Below are 17,088 nucleotides of genomic sequence, written 5' to 3' on the forward strand. Positions count from 1 at the left end.
ATGGACACGATAGACATCGGCCTTTGGGTAACGGCTGGGCTGCTGGTCCTTGTTGTAACGGGCATGCGAGTGGCCTTTGCGGCAGGTCTGGCCGGGTTGTTCGGCTTGGTTTGGATTTTCTGGGCCAAGTTCGGGTACGATCCCGACCGGTTTGGCAAAGCTCTCACCGTCGCCGTCAAAACGGCGGGGCAGGTGCCGCATTCGAAGGTTGCCGCCCATACGCTCAGCCTGATCCCAACCTTCATCCTGATCGGCTACCTTGCCTACTATGCGGGCCTGACGCGCGCGCTATTCGAAGCGGCTAAACGTTGGATCGCATGGGTTCCGGGGGGGCTCGCAGTCTCCACAATTTTCGCCACGGCAGGGTTTGCTGCCGTCTCCGGCGCTTCGGTCGCCACCTCGGCTGTGTTTGCCCGGATCGCGATTCCCGAGATGTTGAGCGTTGGCTACAACAAGCGCTTCGCCGCGGGCGTCGTTGCCGCTGGAGGTACGCTGGCCTCCCTGATCCCGCCGTCAGCCATCCTTGTGATCTATGCCATCATCGTCGAACAGGACGTCGGCAAACTACTGCTGGCCGGCTTCATTCCCGGAGCGTTTTCTGCCGTGATCTATGGCTTGCTCATTGTTGGAATCGCGGTTGTGTTCAAATCCGTTGGCCCTCCGGTCACCGGTTTCACTTGGAAACAACGGTTCCAAGCACTTCCCGGGGCGATCCCGATTGTTGCCGTCATCCTGATCATCATCTGTTTCGTTTACAACCCATTCGGCGAACAGGCGTGGGGCACCCCAACCGAAGGCGGGGCCATAGGCGCGTTCATCGTCTTCTGTTTCGCCCTGGTTCATGGCATGCGCTGGCCCGAGTTCAAATCGGCTCTGTTAGAGACAGCCAAGCTGACGGCCATGATCTTCTCGATCATCTGGGGCGTACTGATCTATGTGCGGTTCCTGGGCTTCGCAGACCTTCCAGGTGCCTTCTCGGATTGGATCACCTCGCTTGAAATGTCGCCAATGCTAATCCTGATCTGCATCCTTCTGGCTTATGCCGTGTTGGGCATGTTCATGGATGCCATCGGGATGTTGCTGTTGACCTTGCCCGTCGTCTACCCCGCCGTCATGGCCCTGAACGGAGGGGAAACCGTCAGCGCAGCAGACAGCGCTTTTGGCATGTCTGGCCCGATGTGTGCGATCTGGTTTGGGATATTGGTGGTGAAAATGGCTGAATTCTGTCTGATCACGCCACCCATTGGTCTGAACTGCTTTGTGGTTGCAGGGGTCCGGCCGGACCTGAGTGTTCAGGACGTCTTCAAGGGGGTTACCCCGTTCTTCCTGGCAGACGCGGCCACCATTGCGCTTCTTGTGGCATTTCCGGGCATCGTTCTCTACTTGCCGTCTTTGGCAGGCTAGGAGTTTGCGAGGTTCTGCCTCGCGCTCCGGGATATTTTTTGCCAGATGAAGCAGGGATCCGCTCTCCAACATCAACGTCGGAGAGCTTCACCTGGCGCGGTCATCGGCGTCCCCGCCTGTACCGCAAAAACAAGAGTACCGAGCCTAGGTTAACGACCCGTTCCTTCATCTGGCTAAAAATATCCCGGGGGAGTCGCCCGGAACGGGCGGCGGGGGCAGAGCCCCCAATTCGACATTGGCTCGGTGCGGGATCGGAAGGAAGTTAGCCCGCGCGCATGAGCATCCCAAACAGATCGCGGGGATCGTCAGGGTCGGCCAACATATCCAGCGGTTCGAAGAATTCGGTCTCCGCGACCGCACTCTTGATGACACGCAGAGCCGAAAAGTCCTCGATGGCGAAGCCGACACTGTCGAAAAGCGTGATCTGCTTGTCGTCTGTTCGACCGCGTGCCTGACCGGTCATAACCTGCCACAGTTCAGTGACAGGATGGTCATCCTTCAAAGCCTGAATTTCGCCCTCGATCCGGGTTTGCTCGGGGTATTCCACGAATATCTCCGAGCGCAGAAGGATGTCGCGATGCAGTTCGGTTTTGCCGGGGCAATCGCCGCCAATCGCGTTGATGTGGACACCCGGGCCGACCATGTTATCGGTCAGGATCGTGGCATATTTCTTGTCCGCGGTGCAGGTGGTGATGATCTGCGCGCCCTCGATCGCATCTTCCGCAGTATTGCAGGGCACTACTTTCAGGCCTTTGCCTTGCAAGTTGGTTGCGCATTTGGCGGTGGCGTTCGGGTCGGTATCATAGAGCCGCACGGTGTCGATACCGCACATGGCTTTGAAGGCGAGGCATTGGAATTCAGACTGCGCGCCATTGCCGATCATGGCCATTGTGGTTGCACCCTTGGGCGCGAGATACCGACCGACCAAAGCCGATGTCGCCGCCGTCCGCAGGGCGGTCAGAATGGTCATCTCGGTCAGAAGGGTCGGGTAGCCCGTGTAGACATCCGCGAGCAGTCCAAAGGCCGTTACTGTTTGCAGCCCTTCAGACGTGTTCTTTGGATGGCCATTGACGTATTTGAACCCGTAGGCCTCACCATCCGATGTCGGCATGAGTTCGATCACCCCATGCGGCGAATGCGCCGGAATCCGAGGGGTCTTGTCGAAGCTTTCCCAGCGTTTGAAATCGGCCTCGATCTGCTCAGCGATCCTTATGATCATCTTTTCGACGCCGACATGGTGAACCAGCCGCATCATGTTGTCGACGGAAACAAAGGGCACCAGGGCCTTGTCTGAGGGTACAGTCATCAGAAACTCCGAGTGGGGCGGTCAAAGATCCGGCGTCCCATCAGGGATGCAGCCAGATCGACCATGAGTTTTGCGGTGCGTCCGCGTTCATCCAGAAAGGGGTTCAACTCGACCAGATCGAGGGAGCAGACCAGCCCGCTTTCATGCAGAAGCTCCATGACCAGATGGGCTTCGCGTTCGGTGGCGCCCCCGGGCACGGTTGTCCCGACGGCGGGCGCGATTGCGGGGTCGAGGAAGTCGACATCTAGTGAGACATGAAGGATGCCGTTCTCAGCCCTTACGCGGTCCAGAAAGGCCATGAGGGGCGCTTTGATCCCATGCTCGTCAATGCTGCGCATATCGGCCAGCATCGCGTGGTTCTTCTCAAGCGCGGCGCGTTCAGCGGGGTCGACCGAACGCAACCCGATCATCCCAACGCGATTGGTTGGAACCACGGCAGACAAGGGGGGAAAATCTTCGAAGCCGGGCTGGCCGGTGAAGTAGGCGACAGGTGTTCCATGCAGGTTGCCACTGTCGGTACTGCCGGGAGTGTGAAAATCGCTATGGGCGTCCAGCCACAGAACGAACAGAGGCCGGTCGATGCGCTGTGCATGATCCGCCATTCCGGCCACGGTTCCCATCGACAAGGCATGATCGCCGCCCATGAAGATTGGCACACCTTGGGGCGAGACCTCGGCTGCAACCCGGGCCAAAGCCTGCGTCCACCCGATGCACTCGGGCAGGGCGAAAAGGTGCGGGTGGTCCGAGGTCTCGACCGCATCCGGGGCGACATCTCCGTAATCGGTCACCGTATGACCAAGATCCGCAAGCGCGCGATCCAGCCCGGCCACACGGTAGGCATCGGGGCCCATTCGGCAACCCTGCCGACGCTTACCAGCGTCCATGGGGGCGCCAACCAAAACTATGTTCTTCGTATCCATATGCCTCATGTAACGTGACAGTCTGTCTTGCGTGAAGAGAGCAAATTGCTCAATAAGAAAGATGAATATCCGAAAAGGAAGCTATTCATGGACGATTTGGACAACAGGTTGCTCAGCGCGCTACACCGGGACGCAAGGGCGTCGCTGTCTGAGCTGGCCGAGACGCTTGGCGTCACGCGCACGACCGTTCGTAGTCGACTGCAGCGCCTCAAACAATCGGGCGAGATCGTAGGCTTTACCGTTCAGACCAAACGCGATGTGGCGCAAAGCCCGGTCCGGGGCTTGATGATGCTTGAGATCGAGGGGCGCGGGACCGAACGCACAATGGCCCGGATTGGAGCGCTACGGCAGGTGCGAGCCGTGCATTCCACAAATGGAAGCTGGGACCTGATCGCTGAGATCGGTACGGACACGCTGGCCGAACTCGATGAGGTCTTATTCCAGATCCGCCGCATGGAAGGGATCACTCGGTCCGAGACGAACCTTCTGCTGTCCACGCGCAAGGGAAGGTTCTGAAAACGCTGCGTGAAACGGGCCGTTACGCTTTGTCGGCCAAGGAAATTGTGCCACAGTCGGCGGAGATACAGGCAGGATTGATCGAAGATGACCACTGAGCAGCACGAACCACGGGCCGTGCAATTGGCCGAAAAGATCACCGCATTCCTTGAGAAGCCATGGGTCCGCATTGCCATCCCGATCTTTGTCACCCTGATTGCATTGACGGTTCTGCATGAGCTGTCTTCTCATGTGAAATGGGCAGACGTTCAGGCGGATATCTCGGAAACGTCTTGGCGCGTGATGTTTTATGCTCTGTGTTGGACGGCGGTCAGTTTCTTTTCGCTGTCTTTATACGATGTCTTCGCGGTTCAAAGCGTGGCAGACGGGGAGGTCCCTCTGCCGGTCGCCGGGATGGCGGGAGCCAGTGGCTATGCGGTGTCCAACTGTTTGGGCTTTTCCTACATCACCGGAACGGCCATCCGATATCGGATATATGCGTCTCTGGGCCTTGATCTAAGCCGCGTTGCCGGGGTCATCGCCACGTCCTGGGTGGCGTTCTGGACGGGACTGGTTTTGGTCCTCGGCCTGCTTTTGACCTTTCATCCTGACGGTATCTCGAACGCTCTGCCGATCAGCGCGACGGTTGAAACCGTCATCGGGTTGGGACTGCTTGGCGCGCTGGTAGCGGTTTTTGTCTGGCTCTCCACCGGTGGGCGTCGGTTAGAGGTTCTGGGGATCGGCTTCCAACTGCCGGGCGGGAAGCTGGCCTCATGCCTGACACTGGCGGCGATTGGCGATCTGGTCGGGGCTTCCATGGTTCTTTACGTGCTGATGCCGGACGACCTTGGGGTTGGGTATCCGTATTTCTTCACCATCTTCATCGCCGCGATTGCCGTTGGGATTGTCAGTCATGCACCGGGCGGTATCGGGGTGTTTGAGGCGACGCTGATCGCGGGGCTGGGTGCCTCGGGTCGGTCGGATGTTATTGCGGCGCTGCTGCTTTACCGCGTCGTTTACACGTTCCTGCCTTTCGCCATCGCCAGCCTGTCCATCGCAGTCGCCTCGGCGCTGACCCAGCGCCATCGGATCATCGGGGCCGGGACATGGGTGTACCGCGCCATTCGTCCTATTGTGCCGATGGTTGCGGCCGGGGTGACTGCGGCTGCTGGGATCATCCTGCTGGTCTCGGGCGCGTTGCCGACGGACAGCAAAAGCCTGGGTGCTTTGCGCGAGGTTTTGCCATTGTCCTTTGTCGAGGCCTCGCATCTGGCCGGCAGCGCCGTGGGTGTTCTGCTGCTGCTTGTGTCGCGCGGGCTGTTCCGCAAGCTCTACCGCGCGTGGGTGGTCGCGATGTTGCTGATGGTCGCGGGCTTTGCCGCGTCTCTGGCCAAAGGGTTGGATACGCAAGAAGCGTTGGGCATGTTGGCCACGATCGCCGTATTGACGCTGTTCCGCGGAGCGTTCTACCGTGTTAGCGGAGCGTCGATCTTCCGGTTGAACATCCCTTGGCTGGTCAGCGTTATGGCGCTGCTCGCTGTCATTTTCTGGATCGGCCTCTTCGCCTATTCCCACGTGCAATACCAGAATGCCTTGTGGTGGGAGTTCGCGTGGAATGGCGATGCCTCCCGCTTCCTCCGCTCCAGCCTCGTGGTGGCGGTCATCCTCGGGATTGTGGCCGTTACGTCGTTGTTCGGGCGCGAGATCCCGGCGCCTGTGCGGACGGAAATCCCAGAATGCGTCGAAAGACTGGTGATGGAAAGCGAAGATACCGAAGCCCAGATTTCCCTGACAGGTGACAAGCAATTCTTAATTGCACCTGATGAGTCTGCGTTCATCGCCTATGCCGACACGGGCAATGCCATCATCTCAAAGGGTGAGCCTGTTGGCGATGAAAAGGCTGGCAAGCAACTGGTCTGGCAGCTGCGTGAAATGGCGGATCGAGAAGGTAAGCTCTGCGCCTTCTACAGCGTCTCGACCAAATACCTGCCGACGTTTTTGGACCTCGGCCTGTCAATACTGAAGATCGGCGAGGTCGCGCGCGTGCCGCTGAAAGACTTCTCGCTGGACGGCAAATCCCGCAAACGCTTCCGTCAGGCCAAGAACCGGGCCGAGCGCGAAGGCTATGTGTTCGAGATCATTCCAAAAGAAGACCTTGCACCCGTTCTGCCGGAGCTGAGGGCGATTTCCGACCACTGGCTTGAGCAAAAAGCAGGGGCTGAGAAAGGCTTCGCCTTGGGTGGATTTGATGATGACTACCTGTCCTACTTCGATCACGCCGTTTTGCGGAACGGAGAAACCGGTAAGATCATGGCCTTTGCCAACCTGTTTCAAGGTGGCCAAAAATCCGAACTTTCCCTAGATTTGATGCGCTACGAGCCGGAAAGCCCAAGCTTCGTAATGGATGCCTTATTTGCCGAGATGATGTCCTGGGGGGCCGAGCAGGGTTTCCACTGGTTCTCACTTGGCGCGGCGCCGTTTTCGGGGATCGAGAACCGGCAGCTCGCCTCCCTTTGGAACCGGATCGGAGGGTTCGTCTACGAACATGGTGAGCAATTCTATCACTTCGAAGGGCTACGCGCGTTCAAACAGAAGTTCGATCCGGAATGGAGTCCGAACTATCTCGCCAGCCCAGGAGGGCTTGCCGCGCCGCGTATCCTGTATGAGGTGAACATCCTGATCTCGGGCGGCCTGCGGGGGCTGACCAAATAGCGTCTAGTTCAAGCTAGCGCGGGTTGGTGTTTCCTGCAGCAGGTCGCCCCAATCGGTGCGGTAGGCCATCTCGGCCAGAACGGTGTCGGGCAGGAACTCTCTGTTCTCGCGAATTTGCCAACCGCCTCCGAGGCCTTTGTAAACGGCGACCAGATTGCTTGAGACCTGTTGGCGCGCCTCGATCAGATTGGCCTGAGACCGCAACAGGGCCGTCTGCGTGTTCAATATGCGGGAGTAGTCGGCGATCCCGTCGGTGTACTGATTGACGGCGATCTCTGCCGCCTTGCGAGAAGCATCGACGCTTTGCTGATAGAACCCGACCTGCTTGCGTGCCTGTGCATAGGCAACCATGGCGCTTTCGACCTCGGAATAAGCAGTCAGAACGGTGTTTTGGTAGTTGGCGATCAGCGCCTGATAGGCGGCATCCTGCGCCCGGACGTTGTTCTTGATGCGGCCATAGTTCAGTACGTTCCAAACAACCCCAGCACTGGCAAGGCCCGTAGTGCTGTTCGAGCTGAACAGGTTCCGTCCGCCCGAGGCCTGCAACCCGACCGAGCCGGACAGAATAAACTGCGGATAGAGATCCGCCATGGCAATGCCGACCTCGGCCGATTGCGTGGCTGCGGCCAGCTCGGCAGCTCTCACGTCCGGACGACGGCGAAGCAGCTCAGCAGGGACACCGACGGCCACGTTGGACCGGGCCGAGGGGATGCGACCGGAATTGCCCAGAAGGCTCGACATACGCGACGGGGTGGTTCCCAGCAAAACGGCCAGTGCGTTCTTGGTTTGCTGAAGATCGCTCTCAAGCTCGGGCACGAGGGCCTTGGTATTGTTCAGCAGAGCGGTGGATTCCTGCACGTCTAACTCGGTGGTGACCCCGTTGTTGAACCGCAATTGGGTCAGGTCTGCCGATTCCTGCTGTAGCTTGATGTTCTCGCGCGCGACGCCCAGCGACTCCTGCAAGGCGCGGATGTTGACGTAGAGCGCTGCGACGTCACCCGTCAGCGTCACCAGTGCGTCATCATAGTTCGCCACCTGCAACGCCAAGTTCGACCGCGCCGCCTGAACACCGCGCCTTTGAGCACCCCAGACGTCCAATTCCCACTGCGCATCAAACCCGGCCTGAGAGGTCGAGAATTCGGTATCCAGCGGAATGATCCGGTTGATATCGGCGATTGGGCCAAGATTGTCGCTGATCTGCCGCCGCTCGGTTGAGGCCCCAAGCACCTGTGACTGCGGATACAACTCGCCAAAGGCGATACCCAACTGTGCCCGCGCCTGCAAAACCCGCGCGCCAGCGACCTGCAGAGACAGGTTTTGGGCATAGGCCTCAGCGATTAGTCTGTTGAGAGTGGGGTCATTGAACGTCTCCCACCATTTCACGACCGGCGCGCTGCGTGAGGTAAGGCCGCTTTGCCCGGTGCTGGGGCTGTTCACCTCGATCCATTGTTTCACGACCGGAGAGTCCGGACGCACGAAATCAGGACCAACCGGCGCGCAGGCCGTCAGAAACGCGGCGCAGAGGGCTGTTCCCATCAAGTGTCGAAAGGGCGTGGCCCGTGTCATGATGCGCGTCCTCAAATGTCTAGCGGTCGAATGAAATTGGCGAAGGAATACAGGCGGATGTTGATGCGCCGCAGAAACTCGAAGCTTTTGCCCTGACCGGTGTAGATCGCCACGGCGGCATGACCGCCAGCGGGCAGGATGTGCTCCTCCGGCAGATCGACGGTGATCTGAACAGCAATTCGACCGGGTAGCTTGGGCAGCTCAAAGCCGGGCAGGCGGCCCGAGGGCAGGTACTGGCCTTGACGGGTGGCCCACCAAATCGCCTCGACCTTGCCGGTTAGGATTTCACCGGGATAGAGGTCCAAGGCGACTTCAACCTCTTGGCCTACTTCAACAAATTTCAGGTTCTGCTGGCGGAAGGTTGCCAGAAGATAGGGGCTGTCTTCGGTGACGAAACTGGCTATCGCACCCAGACGAATGTCACCCACCACCAAACCCGGACGGGCCTGTTGTGAGACGATCATGCCGTTTTCCGGTGCGTAGATCGTGGTGTTGTCCAGAAAATACTGGGCCTCGGACAGCTGCGCCTGTGCCTGCAGGATGCCCGTGTTCACGCCATCAATCTGCGAGGCCAGTGCCAAATTTGCTTTCTCAAGATTGGCTTCCGCCTGTTTGACCGAGGCGGTGTCCTCGGATACCTGTTCGTTCCAGCGATCCAACTCATCCTGACGCGCACCGCCCGCTGGCACCAGATTTTCGTACCGCGCCTGTTCGGTCAACGCGTAGGCCAGTTGCGCATTGGCGCGCTCGACGGCTTCGGTTTTGGCAATGACGTCCTGTTCCAAAATCTTGGCATTCTGCTCGGCAGCAACCAGTTGTGCCTTGGCATTGTCGACGGCCAGCGAAAAGACGGTGTCGTCAAAACGATAGAGCGGGTCGCCCTTGGTGATCTGAGTGTTCGGCTCGACTAAGACTTCGGTCAGAATCGTCGGCTGGGTTAGTTTTGGCACGATCTGAATTGTCGATCGCACCACATGGCTGTCGACCGAGAAGGGCTGAAAGAAGCGCAGCGCGACCAGGAAGATCAGCAGCAAATGTGCCCCAACCCAGAACGAGACAATTCCCCAGGCAATGTTGAACTTGAGCCACTCCATTTTGAAGAAGATGAACCAGACGAAAATGATGTAGAACAGCGTAATGCCGAGGGCGACGAACATGTCTGAGTTTTTCCTTTGGCCTTAGCTTTTCTTCGTTTCGTCAGGCGCAGCCTGGTATTCTTCTTTGACCGTACCGCCCAGGCGTTCGATATCCTTGCGGATAGCGTCTTTCTCCTCCTCCGGACCGCGTCGCATGTCGACCGTCACGCCATCGTGGAACGCCCACATGAAGGCATGAACCCACGGGACAACGGCCAAAAAACCCATCCATCCCATGATCTTGACCGCTTCGGCATGTGGATGATTGCGCTTGATCGCGATCCGTCCGGGCAGCCCCATAAGAAAAAGAAACAGTGCCATCACCGCTGCCAGAAGCAGGATCAGTGCCACGAATGTCAGATAGTCGTAGTAGCCTAGCGGCTGCCCCAAAAGTCCCATGCTCGATGCCTCCTGTCGGGAAGGTTATCTCATCCTCAGACGTAGGCCCCTGTCTCGTCAATGACTTTGTGTTGGGACCTGACGTTTCCGTGGTTGAGACACGGCGGATCAGTCAGGACAGACAATCAACCCCGTGCCCCATTCGGCACATTTTGCCGAGAGATCGGGGGTGAGCGGTTGATCGGTGTAGAAGCCATCAATCTTGGCCAGGGAAGTGATGCGGGCAGGGGCAAGTCGCTGGAATTTTGAGTGGTCGGCCACCAGCAGTGTGCGTCGGGCCTGCGCGATGATCGTCTGGCTGACATGGACTTCCTGAAAATCGAAATCCAGCAGATCACCATCGGGGTCCAGCGCGGAACAGCCGATCACCGAATAGTCAAACTTGAACTGACGGATGGTCGAGACGGTAAGATTGCCCACCAACCCTCCGTCCGAGCGGCGCAGGACACCACCGGCCACAACAATCTCGCAATCCGGGTTTTCGACGAGAATATTGGCGACGTTCGTATTGTTGGTCACCACCATCAGGTCCTTGTGGTTTAGCAACTGCCGCGCCACGGCCTCGGTTGAGGTGCCGATATTCATGAAGACCGACGCGCCGTCCGGAATGTCATTGGCGCAGGCCTTCGCCATTCTGACCTTGGCGTCTGCATTCAGAGTGCGGCGGTCCTCATACCCGATATTTGAAACTCCGGAGCGTAGGACAGCCCCGCCGTGGACGCGGTCCAGCTTGCCGGCATCAGCCAGCTCGGACAGGTCCCGGCGGATAGTCTGGACCGTCACGCCAAACCGCTCGGCCAAACCATCGACGGTAACGCGGCCCTCGGTGCTGGCGATCTCAAGAATGTCGGATTGGCGGAAAGAGAGCGACATATGGATCCCATTCAGGTTTGCTGCTTTCGTTTTTCTTCTTTTGACTAAAATAAGCAAGCCGCTATGCAGAATTTTCATATTTGTGTTGCAAAACGAAAATAAACGAACATAAACGTTGATTGTGCGAATGCAGTGCTGATTAATGCGCACAACCAGATTGGATAGGGAATCACAAGCCATGCAAGCGACGGACGATCAGATCAGCGACCTGTTCATCATCGGCGGCGGGATCAACGGATGCGGCATCGCGCGGGATGCGGCGGGCCGGGGTCTGTCTGTCACCTTGGCCGAGATGAATGATCTCGCTTCGGCAACGTCGTCAGCCTCGACCAAGCTGTTTCATGGCGGACTGCGCTATCTGGAGTATTTTGAGATCCGGCTGGTGCGCGAGGCGCTGATCGAGCGTGAGACACTATTGCGCGCTATGCCTCATGTCAGTTGGCCGATGCGCTTTGTGCTGCCCTATCACAAGGACATGCGCTTTGATTCTGAGACGCCGACATCGAAGCTGCTCAGCACCGTCATGCCCTGGATGCGCGGGCGTCGCCCCGCGTGGCTGATCCGTCTGGGTCTGTTCATGTACGACAACCTTGGGGGGCGTAAAATTTTGCCGGGAACGAAGTCGCTGGATCTGCGCAGCGCTCCGGAAGGTGGTCCTTTGCAGGATAAGTTCGAAACAGCCTATGAATACTCGGACTGCTGGATTGAAGATGCGCGGCTGGTGGTGCTCAATGCGCGCGACGCCGAATCCCGTGGTGCGCGGATCATGGTGCGGACCGAAGTTGTCTCAGCCGAGCGTGTTGACGAGTTGTGGCATATCACCATCCGCGACCGGCCGACCGGGGAAAGCCAACTGATCCGTGCGAGAATGCTGATCAATGCAGGCGGTCCGTGGGTAGGGGATATCATCCAGACCAAGATTCGGGTGAACTCGCGCGAGGGGGTTCGTCTGGTGCGCGGCAGTCACATCGTGACAAAGAAGCTCTACGATCACGAAAAGTGTTACTTCTTCCAAGGCGAAGATGGCCGCATTATCTTTGCCATTCCTTACGAGCAGGATTTTACCCTGATCGGTACGACGGATCAGGACCATTCGGATCCCTCTGAGCCTCCGGTCTGCACCGAGGCCGAGCAGAAATACCTATGCGAGTTCGCAACCAAGTATTTCAAGAAACCGGTGACGCAAGACGATATCGTCTGGACCTATTCTGGCGTACGGCCGCTCTATGATGATGGGGCCAGCAGCGCGACGGCGGCGACGCGGGACTATACATTGAAGGTTGATGCGCAGGGTGGAGCGCCTGTTTTGAACGTGTTCGGAGGCAAGATCACGACCTACCGTCGTCTGGCGGAAAGCGCGCTTGAGAAAGTTGCCGAACACTTTCCGAACCTTCCCGGACCCTGGACAGCGGGCGTGTCTTTGCCTGGTGGAAACTTTCCCGTCGATGGCGTGCAGGACCTTAAGCAGGCGTTGATCCAGGACTATCCGTTCCTCACTGAAAAATGGGCGGCTCGTCTGATCCGCGCATACGGGACAGAGGCGCGTACCGTGTTGGGGGAGGCAAAAGACGTCGCTGATTTGGGTGAAGACTTCGGTGCAACCCTCACCGCGCGAGAACTCGAATGGCTGATGGACAAAGAATACGCCCGCAGCGCCGAGGACGTGGTCTGGCGTCGCAACAAGCTGGGCCTGCGGTTGAGTGCTGACCAGATCGCGCGCATTGACCAGTGGATGTCAGAGCGTTTGAAAACGGACGACGCAGCTTGAAAACAAAAAGCCCCGCCGATTTGGCGGGGCTTTATCTTAAGCGGTTTCCTCGGACGGGCCGGGATCATTCTTGCTACCCTTGATCCATTCTCGCAGCCCCTGCATCAGGGCGTAGAGGACTGGCACAAGGATCACGCCGACCAGTGTGGCGGCCAACATGCCGCCGAACACGGCGACACCAATGGCCTTCTGGCTCGCCGCCCCCGCGCCATTGGCGGCTAGCAGCGGAACAACCCCCAGAAGGAAGGATAGCGCCGTCATCATCACGGCCCGGAAGCGCTGATAGGCGGCCTCGGCTGCGGCGTCCTTGATCGAAAGGCCTTTGGCGCGTTGCTCCATCGCGAACTCAACGATCAGAATGCCGTTCTTTGAGGCAAGCCCCACCAGCATGATCATCCCGATCTGCGTATAGAGGTTGATGTCACTGCCCACGATCGCCACGGCCGCGACCGCACCGAACAGGGCGACAATCACCGAAAGCAAGATCGACACCGGCAAGGTCCAGCTTTCGTATTGGCCAACAAGGAACAGGTAGCCAAACAGGATCGCCAGCCCAAGGATGACGATGACCAGACCGCCCGAGGCCAGCTGTTGCTGGGCCGTGCCGGTCCATTCGAACGCATACCCGGGCGGCAGGGCGGTTGCCGATTCCTCGGTCATCACATTGATCGCGTCACCCGTGGACAGACCCGGAGCGGGCACCGCCGTCACCGTTGCCGACCGGAACAGGTTGTGCCGCTTCAGCAAGACCGGTCCCAACACGTTTTCGACGTCAATCAACGTGCCCAGAGGCACCATCTCACCCTGTTGCGAGCGGACATAGAGGTTCGAGATATCCTCGACATTGTCGCGATAGGTACCATCAGCCTGAATCATCACGCGGTAGACACGGCCGAACAGGTTGAAGTCGTTCACGTAGTAGGACCCCAGCTGCGCCTGCATCGTCTGGAAAATCTCGGCGACCGAGACCTGCAGGGTCTTGGCCTTTTCACGATCCAGATCAACAAAAAGCTGCGGAACGTTGGCGCGGAATGTGGTGTATGATTGGCCGATCTCGGGCCGTTGGTTCGCCGCGTAAACGAACGAGCCAACAGCCGAAGCCAGATCCTGAGGTGTGCCGCCACCGGTCTGCTGCACCTCCATCTCGACACCGGCCGACATGCCGAGGCCCTGAATGGGCGGCGGGTTGAAGGCCACAATCGAGGCCGCGGATTCACCGTTCGCAATCGCAAGCACCTTGGCGAGGATGGCGTCCGCACTCAGGTCTTCTTCCTGCCGGTCGGCCCAGTTTTCGAGGTTTACGAAGATAGCCGCGCCGTTGGTCGTGGTGCCGTTCAGCAGCGAGAAGCCGTTGATCAGAACGGTGCTGGCAACGCCCGGAATTTCGCGGATCTGTTCGTCCACACGGGCCGAGATCGTCTCGGTCCGTTCCAACGTTGCCGCATCGGGCAGTTGGATATCCACGAACAGATAGCCATTGTCCTCAAGCGGGATAAACCCGCTGGAGGTGTTGGACATAATCGTCCCGGTTCCCATACCCAAGGCGACAATCACACCCAGAGCGACAATCGGCAGGATCAGCAATTTACGCACGATGGCGACATAGCCGTTTCGGACGGTCCCGATCAGCCCTTCGAACAGCGCCAGCAGCCCTTTGGGCGGGCCGGAGCGTGCGCGTAGAACCAAGCCACACAGGGCAGGCGACAGGGTCAGAGCGTTGATGGACGAGATCACAACCGCCGTCGAAATGGTCACTGCAAACTGCGAATAGAGCCTTCCAGAGATGCCAGGCATGAAGGTCACCGGTACGAACACGGCCAGCAGAACCAACGTTGTTGCGATGACAGGACCGGTGATCTGGCCCATCGCCTTGCGGGTCGCCTCGGCAGGGGGCAGCCCCTCATCCGCGATGATCCGCTCGACGTTTTCGACAACCACGATGGCGTCATCCACCACGATCCCGATGGCCAGAACCAAGGCGAAAAGCGAAATCGTGTTCAGCGACATTCCGAAGGCCAGTAGGAAGGCGAATGTCCCGATCAATGAGACCGGGATCGCCACCGCTGGAATGATCGTTGCTCGCCAACTGCCCAGGAACACGAACACGACCGAGATCACCAGAATGAAGGTCAGGATAAGTGTCGAGACCACATCGTTCAGCGAGGCTTCGACAAAGTCGGTGGTGTTGAAGGGGACACTGTATTCCACGTCTGTGGGGAAGGACCGGGAGAGGCGGTCAAGCTCGGCCTGCACTCGCTCGGACACAGCAAGCGCGTTGGCACCGGGGGCTTGATAGATGCCGATCACGGTCGCTGGCACCGCATCGAAATAGCCTGACGCCGCATAGTATTCGGCGCCCAATTCAACGCGTCCAATGTCACGTACGCGCACAATAGAACCAGCGTCACCCGTTCGAATTACGATGTCGCCGAACTCTTCGGCCGATGTCAGGCGGCCCTTGGTTTTGATCGTGTATTGAAAGGTCTGTCCCTCGGGCACCGGAGGCGCACCGATGGAGCCTGCGGAGACTTCGATATTCTGTTCGCGAATGGCATTGATCACATCGCCGGGCGTGATCGACAGAGCGGCCATCTGGTCGGGATCCATCCAGATCCGCATGGCATATTCCAGATTGGTCAGAACATCCGCCTTACCCACACCTTGAACCCGCGCCAGAGCGTCTTTCAGGTTGATCGAGGCATAGTTGGACAGAAACACACTGTCATAGGTCCCGTTGGGCGAGGTCAGAGTGACCAGCAACAGCATGTTGGTTGACGCCTTTTGCGTCACCACGCCGGATGAGGTTACCTCGGACGGAAGTGACGACATGGCCTGCGCCACGCGGTTCTGCACGTTAACCGAGGCGATATCGGGGTCAGTGCCGACCTCAAAGGTAACGTTCAACGAATAGGAGCCGTTGTCGGATGAGGTCGACGTCATGTAGATCATGTCGTCCACACCATTGACCTGCGCCTCGATGGGCGCGGCGACGGTGTTTTCCACGGTCTCGGCATTGGCGCCGGTATAGGTGGTCGAGACGCTGACCACCGGAGGTGTAATGTCCGGGAACTGGGCGACCGGCAGAACCATATAGCCGATACTGCCCATGATCGTCAGGACGAGAGAAATGACAAGCGCCAGCTTCGGCCGGCTGATGAACAGGGCTGAGAACATGCCTTATTCTCCCGGCTGCTCGGACGCAACAACCGCGTCCACCGCCACGCCGGGCCGCACGCGTTGCAGGCCCTCGACAATCACGCTTTCACCTTCGCGCAGACCTTCTGAGACGATGATGGCCGTGCCCACGGAGTCGCCGGTCGTGATATATCGCTGCTCGACCATCTGTTGGTCGTTGACGACCAGTACGAACTCGCCGCGCTGGTCACGCTGCAACGCGGCCTGAGGGATCAGAACCTGCAGGGTTGGCTCCAGCGCCTCGATCTGAACATTCACAAACGCGCCGTCGATGATCAGGCGATCTGCGTTTTCAAACTCGGCCCGCACCGTAATGGCGCCGGTCAGCGGGTCGATGCGGTTGTCGACAAAGACGATCTCACCGGTTTCATCCAGCTCGGTTCCGTTCGGCAAAATGACATGCACATTGGGGCTTTTGTTGCTTTCTGCCAGAGAGGCAGCACTTTCACCAACCTGTTGAAGAACCGAGGTAAACTGTTTCTCATTCAAGGAGAAATTCACGTAGATTGGCGCTTCGCTGACCAAGTTGACTAGCGGTGGGTTCGTGGGGCCAACCACGTCGCCTACGCTCGTGGTGACCCGACCGAGGCGACCGGTAAAGGGCGCGTGGATCTCGGTATAACTGAGGTCCAGCTCCGCCTGTTGAATGGCGGCGTTTGCGGCTTTGACCTCGGCCTCGGCGACAAGTTCGTTGGCGCGCGCGATGTCGCGTTCCGACTCTGGCGTTGCATCACGCCGGAACAGCTCCTCTTTCCGCGCCAGATCGACCTTGGCCAGCTCCAAATTAGCTTCGGCGCGATCAAGATCTGCTTTGCGGGCCTCAAGCGTCGCCTCATAGAGGTCCGGTTCGATCTTGAACAGAAGATCGCCCTCGGTCACTAGAGCGCCATCTTCGACCTCCTGACTATCTAGGAACCCGCTGACGCGCGCGACAATGTCGACCTTATTAATGGCTTCTGCACGGCCGATGAAGCTTGCCTCATCGGTGATCTCTTCGGTGTAGGCTGCGGCAATCGACACTTTTGCGGCGGGTGCTTCACTTTCTTCTTGCGCAAGTGCCGGATAGCCAAAACCGATGCATGACAAAATGACCAGAGGGCGGCACAGTGCGGTGACAGCACCACGAGACCGGTTGCGGGGCTGCTTCAGAGCGACGGACATGTCAAAAGCCTCATACATTTCAAAAAACTGAGCCTATTCGCAGCCTTAAAAAGCGACGAGTCGGCAGAACTTGAGGGCAGGATGGCCGTTTTGCAAATATATCTCAAGGTGATTGAAGGGGTGGAGTGGTTGGCGGGTAGCGAAAATCCCGTG

Annotated in this window: 12 protein-coding genes; 4 read left to right on the forward strand and 8 right to left on the reverse strand. The window is 58.5% G+C overall.

Annotated elements, in window-relative coordinates:
- Complete coding sequence (locus ACR0JF_RS05695; RefSeq protein WP_170376654.1) at positions 1 to 1,404, forward strand: TRAP transporter large permease; 1,404 nt, start codon at positions 1 to 3, stop codon at positions 1,402 to 1,404.
- A 262-nt stretch (positions 1,405 to 1,666) separates the two neighbouring features.
- On the opposite strand, the gene ACR0JF_RS05700 is transcribed toward ACR0JF_RS05695, so the two are convergent.
- Together ACR0JF_RS05700 and rocF are read right to left on the reverse strand one after the other, a co-directional pair.
- Positions 1,667 to 2,710, reverse strand: a complete 1,044-nt coding sequence (locus ACR0JF_RS05700) for an ornithine cyclodeaminase (RefSeq protein WP_170660374.1) — start codon at positions 2,708 to 2,710, stop codon at positions 1,667 to 1,669.
- Positions 2,710 to 3,630 carry an arginase gene (gene rocF, locus ACR0JF_RS05705; protein WP_170660373.1) on the reverse strand — a complete coding sequence of 307 codons (921 nt, stop codon included), beginning with the start codon at positions 3,628 to 3,630 and terminating at the stop codon, positions 2,710 to 2,712. Before rocF ends, ACR0JF_RS05700 begins: the two co-directional genes overlap by 1 nt.
- 87 nt (positions 3,631 to 3,717) lie before the next feature.
- Between rocF and ACR0JF_RS05710 the strand changes: the two genes are divergently transcribed.
- Together ACR0JF_RS05710 and mprF are read left to right on the forward strand one after the other, a co-directional pair.
- Positions 3,718 to 4,146, forward strand: a complete 429-nt coding sequence (locus ACR0JF_RS05710) for an Lrp/AsnC family transcriptional regulator (protein WP_170469819.1) — start codon at positions 3,718 to 3,720, stop codon at positions 4,144 to 4,146.
- A gap of 87 nt (positions 4,147 to 4,233) precedes the next feature.
- Positions 4,234 to 6,837: a bifunctional lysylphosphatidylglycerol flippase/synthetase MprF gene (gene mprF, locus ACR0JF_RS05715; RefSeq protein WP_170660372.1), complete on the forward strand. Its 2,604-nt coding sequence runs from the start codon at positions 4,234 to 4,236 to the stop codon at positions 6,835 to 6,837.
- Positions 6,838 to 6,840: 3 nt separating this feature from the next.
- Here mprF and ACR0JF_RS05720 read toward each other — a convergent pair whose 3' ends face one another.
- The 4 genes from ACR0JF_RS05720 to ACR0JF_RS05735 all read right to left on the reverse strand — a co-directional run bounded on the left by ACR0JF_RS05720 (position 6,841) and on the right by ACR0JF_RS05735 (position 10,811).
- Positions 6,841 to 8,403, reverse strand: a complete 1,563-nt coding sequence (locus tag ACR0JF_RS05720) for an efflux transporter outer membrane subunit (protein ID WP_170660371.1) — start codon at positions 8,401 to 8,403, stop codon at positions 6,841 to 6,843.
- A gap of 11 nt (positions 8,404 to 8,414) precedes the next feature.
- Positions 8,415 to 9,560, reverse strand: a complete 1,146-nt coding sequence (locus ACR0JF_RS05725; protein WP_170638894.1) for an HlyD family secretion protein — start codon at positions 9,558 to 9,560, stop codon at positions 8,415 to 8,417.
- 21 nt (positions 9,561 to 9,581) lie between these two features.
- Positions 9,582 to 9,938: a DUF3302 domain-containing protein gene (locus ACR0JF_RS05730; protein WP_170660370.1), complete on the reverse strand. Its 357-nt coding sequence runs from the start codon at positions 9,936 to 9,938 to the stop codon at positions 9,582 to 9,584.
- A 108-nt stretch (positions 9,939 to 10,046) separates the two neighbouring features.
- On the reverse strand, positions 10,047 to 10,811 hold the full coding sequence (locus tag ACR0JF_RS05735) for a DeoR/GlpR family DNA-binding transcription regulator (RefSeq protein WP_170660369.1): 765 nt from the start codon (positions 10,809 to 10,811) through the stop codon (positions 10,047 to 10,049).
- Between the two features lie 178 nt (positions 10,812 to 10,989).
- On the opposite strand from ACR0JF_RS05735, the gene glpD reads away from it, so the two are divergent.
- Positions 10,990 to 12,579 carry a glycerol-3-phosphate dehydrogenase gene (gene glpD / locus ACR0JF_RS05740; RefSeq protein ID WP_170660368.1) on the forward strand — a complete coding sequence of 530 codons (1,590 nt, stop codon included), beginning with the start codon at positions 10,990 to 10,992 and terminating at the stop codon, positions 12,577 to 12,579.
- Positions 12,580 to 12,615: 36 nt separating this feature from the next.
- Here glpD and ACR0JF_RS05745 read toward each other — a convergent pair whose 3' ends face one another.
- Together ACR0JF_RS05745 and ACR0JF_RS05750 are read right to left on the reverse strand one after the other, a co-directional pair.
- Complete coding sequence (locus tag ACR0JF_RS05745) at positions 12,616 to 15,753, reverse strand: efflux RND transporter permease subunit (RefSeq protein ID WP_170660367.1); 3,138 nt, start codon at positions 15,751 to 15,753, stop codon at positions 12,616 to 12,618.
- Between the two features lie 3 nt (positions 15,754 to 15,756).
- Positions 15,757 to 16,935 (reverse strand): efflux RND transporter periplasmic adaptor subunit, encoded by a 1,179-nt coding sequence (locus tag ACR0JF_RS05750; protein ID WP_170660366.1) that lies wholly within the window; start codon positions 16,933 to 16,935, stop codon positions 15,757 to 15,759.
- Positions 16,936 to 17,088 lie beyond the last annotated feature (153 nt).

The sequence above is a fragment of the Ruegeria sp. BG11 genome, from assembly GCF_056538565.1.